At 69.6% G+C, this 4,965-nt stretch carries 1 protein-coding gene; it reads left to right on the top strand.

Annotated features, from left to right (window positions below):
- Nucleotides 1-12 precede the first annotated feature (12 nt).
- Nucleotides 13-4,965, top strand: a 4,953-nt coding sequence (locus AB0P17_RS43070; RefSeq protein WP_365820569.1) for an amino acid adenylation domain-containing protein, incomplete at its 3' end; no start/stop codon positions are given.

Raw genomic sequence — 4,965 nt, 5'->3', positions numbered from 1 at the left:
ATGGATCGGGGTGTGGGGCCGGAGTCGCTGGTCGCGGTGATGATGCACCGGTCGGTCGATCTGGTGGTCGCTCTGCTTGCGGTGGTCAAGGCCGGGGGCGCGTATGTGCCTGTTGACCCGGACTATCCCGCCGAGCGGATCGCCTACGTCCTCACCGACGCCCAGCCCCTCCTGGTGCTCACCAGCGCGGGCCTGGCCTCCCGCCTCACCGACCGGCACCCGCCGTACGTGGCCGTCGACGACCCCAGCACCACCGCCGCACTCGCGGACCTCCGGGACACCGACCCCGCCGACACCGAGCGCCGCGCCCCCTTGCTGCCCGCCCACCCCGCCTACGTCATCTACACCTCCGGCTCCACCGGGCAGCCGAAGGGTGTGGCCGTCACTCACCAGGGACTGCCGAGCCTGGCCACCGTGCAGGCGGAGGAATTGGCGATCACAGCGGGTACCCGGGTGCTGCAGTTCGCCTCGGCGAGCTTCGACGCGGCGATCTGGGAGGTGGTGATGGCCCTGTGCAACGGTGCCTGCCTCGTCCTGGCCGCGCCGCAGGACCTGCTGCCGGGCCAGGCGCTCGTCCGCCTGGTCGCGGAGCGGTCGGTTACGCACGCACTCCTGCCGCCCGCCGTACTGGCTCTCCTGGAACCGGGCAGTCTGCCGTCGATCACGACCCTCCTCAGCGGCGGCGAAGCCCTGAACCAGGGTCTGGCCACCCGTTGGGCCGACGGCCGCCGTCTCATCAACGCTTACGGACCGACGGAGTCCACCGTCTGCGCCACCACCACCAACCCCCTGTCCGCCGACGACCACAACACCCCGCACATCGGCACGCCCGTCCCCAACACCCAGGTCTATGTACTGGATGCGGCGTTGCGGCCGGTTCCGGTGGGTGTCGCGGGTGAGCTGTACGTCGCCGGTGCGGGCCTGGCCCGTGGCTATCTGGACCGGCCGGGGTTGACCGCGCAGCGGTTCGTCGCGAGTCCGTTCGGTGGTCGGGGTGAGCGGATGTACCGCACCGGTGACCTGGCCCGGTGGAACGCCGAGGGCCGGCTCGAATACCTCGGGCGGACCGATGATCAGGTGAAGGTCCGGGGTTTCCGGATCGAGTTGGGTGAGGTCGAGGCCGTACTGACCGGGCACCCGGATGTGGCCCGGTCGGTGGTGGTGGTGCGTGAGGACCGTCCCGGTGACAAGCGTCTGGTCGGCTATCTCGTTCCCGTCACCGGTCACACGGACGGTGTCGATACCGCTGCCCTGCGCGCCCACCTGGGCGCGAAGCTGCCGGAGCACATGGTGCCGTCCGCGCTCGTGGTCCTGGAGGCTCTGCCGCTGACGGCGAACGGCAAGCTGGACCGGAAGGCCCTGCCCGCCCCGGAGTACCGGCCGACCGATGATCGGCGGGGGCCGGCAACGGTGCAGGAGGAGATCCTGTGCACCGTGTTCGCCGAGGTCCTGGGCCTGTCCACGGTCGGGGTGGAGGACAACTTCTTCGAGCTGGGCGGCCACTCACTGCTCGCGGTACGGGTGGTGGAGCTGCTGCGTGCCCGGGGGATATCGGTCGATGTGCGGTCGTTGTTCGCCGCGCCGACGGCTGCCGGACTGGCCGCGTCGGACGGCCGGGCCGAGGTGGCGGTGCCGGAGAACCGGATTCCGGACAACGCCCCGGCCATCTCTCCCGACATGCTTCCCCTGGTGGATCTGACCCGCGGGGAGACCGACCGGATCGTGGCCCGGGTTCCCGGCGGAGCGGGCAACGTGGCCGACGTGTACCCGCTGGCTCCGCTGCAGGAAGGAATCCTCTTCCACCACCTGATGGGCGACTCCGGTGACGGGGCCGATGTGTATGTGCTGCCGGTGCTGTTGGGGTTCGACTCCCGGCAGCGGCTCGACGGGTTTGTGGACGCGCTGCAGAAGGTCGTGGACCGGCATGACATCCTGCGGACCGCTGTGCTGTGGGAAGGACTGCGCGAGCCGGTCCAGGTGGTGGTGCGCCGGGCTGTCATCCCGGTGGAGAGCGTCGACCTGCCCGAGGGGCCCGACGACGAGGTGACCGGCCGGATGCTGGCCGCGTGTCCTGGCTCGATGGACATCGGCCGGGCGCCGCTGATCCGCGTGTACACGGCGACCGACCCGGTGAACGGTCAGTGGCTCGCGCTCGTTCAGGCCCATCACCTGATCGCGGACCACACCACCCTGGATGTGCTGCTGGGGGAGGTGCGCTCGTTCATCGAGGGCCGCGAGGACACCCTGCCCGCGCCCTTGCCGTTCCGGAACTTCGTTGCCCAGGCCCGTCTGCGGGTGGCGCAGGAGGAGCACCGGAGTTACTTCTCCACCCTGTTGGGGGACGTGACCGAGCCGACCGCGCCATTCGGTCTGCTCGACGTCCGCGGCGACGGCACCGGCGTGACGGAGTTCCGTCGCGTGATGGATACGGAACTCGCGCGGCGACTGCGGGACCAGTCACGCCGGCTGGGCGTGAGCCCGGCCACGATTCTGCACGTGGTGTGGGCGCGGGTCCTGGCGGCCACCGCGGGCCGGGACGACGTCGTCTTCGGTACCGTCCTGTTCGGCCGCATGGCCGCGGGAAGCGGCGCGGACCGTGTTCTGGGCCTGTTCATCAACTCCCTGCCGGTACGGGTGCGGACTCACGGCGCGCAGGTGATGGACACCGTCCGGTCGGTGCAGAACCAGCTGGCGGACCTGCTCGTCCACGAACACGCACCTTTGAAACTGGCCCGACAGGCCAGCGGTATCAAGGCGGACACCCCGCTGTTCACCTCCCTGTTCAATTACCGGCACTCCAGGAGCGCTGAGCCAGGGACGGACAGCAGCCTTGACGGCATCGAGGTGCTGTACGACCAGGAGCGGACGAACTACCCGATCGGGCTGAACGTCGACGACGCCGGTGACGGATTCACCCTCACCGTGCAGGTCGCCGAACCCGTCTCGGGTGAAGCGCTGTGCGCCATGGTCCATACCGCCGCCGAAGGCATCGTCACCGCCCTGGAAACAGCGCCGCACCAGCAGATCAGCACGGTGGACGTGCTCGATCGCGCGGAGCGGCACCGGGTCCTGGTCGAGTGGAACGACACCGCCCGCGATGTGCCTGCCGTGACGTTGCCGGAGCTGTTCCAGGCCCAGACCGCTCGTACCCCCGACGCGACCGCCGTGGTCTTCGAGGACGTCGAACTGAGTTATGCGGAGCTCAACGAGCGTGCGAACCGTCTTGCGCGGTTGCTGATTGTTCGGGGTGTGGGGCCGGAGTCGCTGGTTGCGGTGATGATGCACCGGTCGGTCGATCTGGTGGTCGCTCTGCTTGCGGTGGTCAAGGCCGGGGGTGCGTATGTGCCTGTTGACCCGGACTATCCCGCCGAGCGGATCACGTACGTCCTCACCGATGCCCAGCCTCTCCTGGTGCTCACCAGCGCGGATCTGGCCTCCTGCCTCACGGGCGGAGAGCTGTCACACCTGGCTGTCGACGACCCGCGGACCACGGCCGCACTCGCGGACCTCCAGGACACCGACCTCGCCGACACCGAGCGCCGCGCCGCCTTGCTGCCCGCCCACCCCGCCTACGTCATCTACACCTCCGGCTCCACCGGACGGCCGAAGGGTGTGGCCGTCACTCACCAGGGACTGCCGAGCCTGGCCACCGTGCAGGCGGCGGAGTTCGCGATCACCGTGGGGAGCCGGGTGCTGCAGTTCGCCTCGGCGAGCTTCGACGCGGCGATCTGGGAGGTGGTGATGGCCCTGTGCAACGGTGCCTGCCTCGTCCTGGCCGCGCCGCAGGACCTGCTGCCGGGCCAGGCGCTCGTCCGCCTGGTCGCGAAGCGGTCGGTCACCCACGCCACCCTGCCCCCAGCCGTACTGGCTCTCCTGGAACCGGACAGTCTGCCGTCGATCACCACACTCGTCACGGCAGGCGAAGCCCTGAACCAGGGTCTGGCCACCCGTTGGGCCGACGGCCGCCGTCTCATCAACGCTTACGGGCCGACGGAGTCCACCGTCTGCGCCACCACCACCAACCCCCTGTCCGCGCACGACCACAACACCCCGCACATCGGCACGCCCGTCCCCAACACCCGGGTCTATGTACTGGATGCGGCGTTGCGTCCGGTTCCGGTGGGTGTCGCGGGTGAGTTGTATCTGGCCGGTGTGCAGTTGGCCCGTGGCTATCTGGACCGGCCGGGGTTGACCGCGCAGCGGTTTGTGGCCAACCCGTTCACTTCGGGTGAGCGGATGTACCGTACCGGCGACCTGGCCCGGTGGAACGCCGACGGGCAGTTGGAGTATCTGGGCCGTACGGATGATCAGGTGAAGGTGCGTGGTTTCCGGATCGAGTTGGGTGAGGTCGAGGCGGCGCTGAGCGCACATCGGTCCGTGGCCGGGGCGGCGGTGGTGGTGCGTGAGGACCGCCCCGGTGACAGGCGTCTGGTCGGCTATCTCGTCCCGGCGGGCGGTCCGGAGGGTGTGGACCTTGCCGTAGTACGTGGGCATCTGCAGGGTGTGCTGCCGGAGTACATGGTGCCGTCGGCGCTGGTGGTGCTGGAGGCTCTGCCCCTGACGGTGAACGGCAAGCTGGACCGCAGGGCCCTGCCCGCTCCGGACTACCGGCCGACCGATGATCGGCGGGGGCCGGTGACGGTGCGGGAGGAGCTTCTGTGCTCGGTATTCGCCGAGGTCCTGGGATTGCCTGTGGTCGGGGTGGAGGACAACTTCTTCGAGCTGGGCGGCCACTCACTGCTCGCGGTGCAGCTGACCAACCGGATCCGGACGGATCTGGGGGTGGAGGTCGCGATGCGGGCGCTGTTCGAGGCGCCGACCGTGGCCGGACTCGCGCAGCGGCTGACTGATTCGGATGCGGCACGTCCCGCGCTGGTGGCGATGGTACGGCCCGAGGTGGTGCCGGTGTCGTTTGCGCAGCAGCGGTTGTGGTTTCTGGGTGAGTTGGAGGGGCGGTCGGCGACT

It is taken from the genome of Streptomyces sp. NPDC088124 (genome assembly GCF_040685895.1).
Classification (GTDB): Bacteria; Actinomycetota; Actinomycetes; order Streptomycetales; family Streptomycetaceae; genus Streptomyces.
The sequence above is the reverse complement of the archived record's forward strand: the minus strand, read 5'-3'. Positions and strand labels throughout refer to the sequence as shown.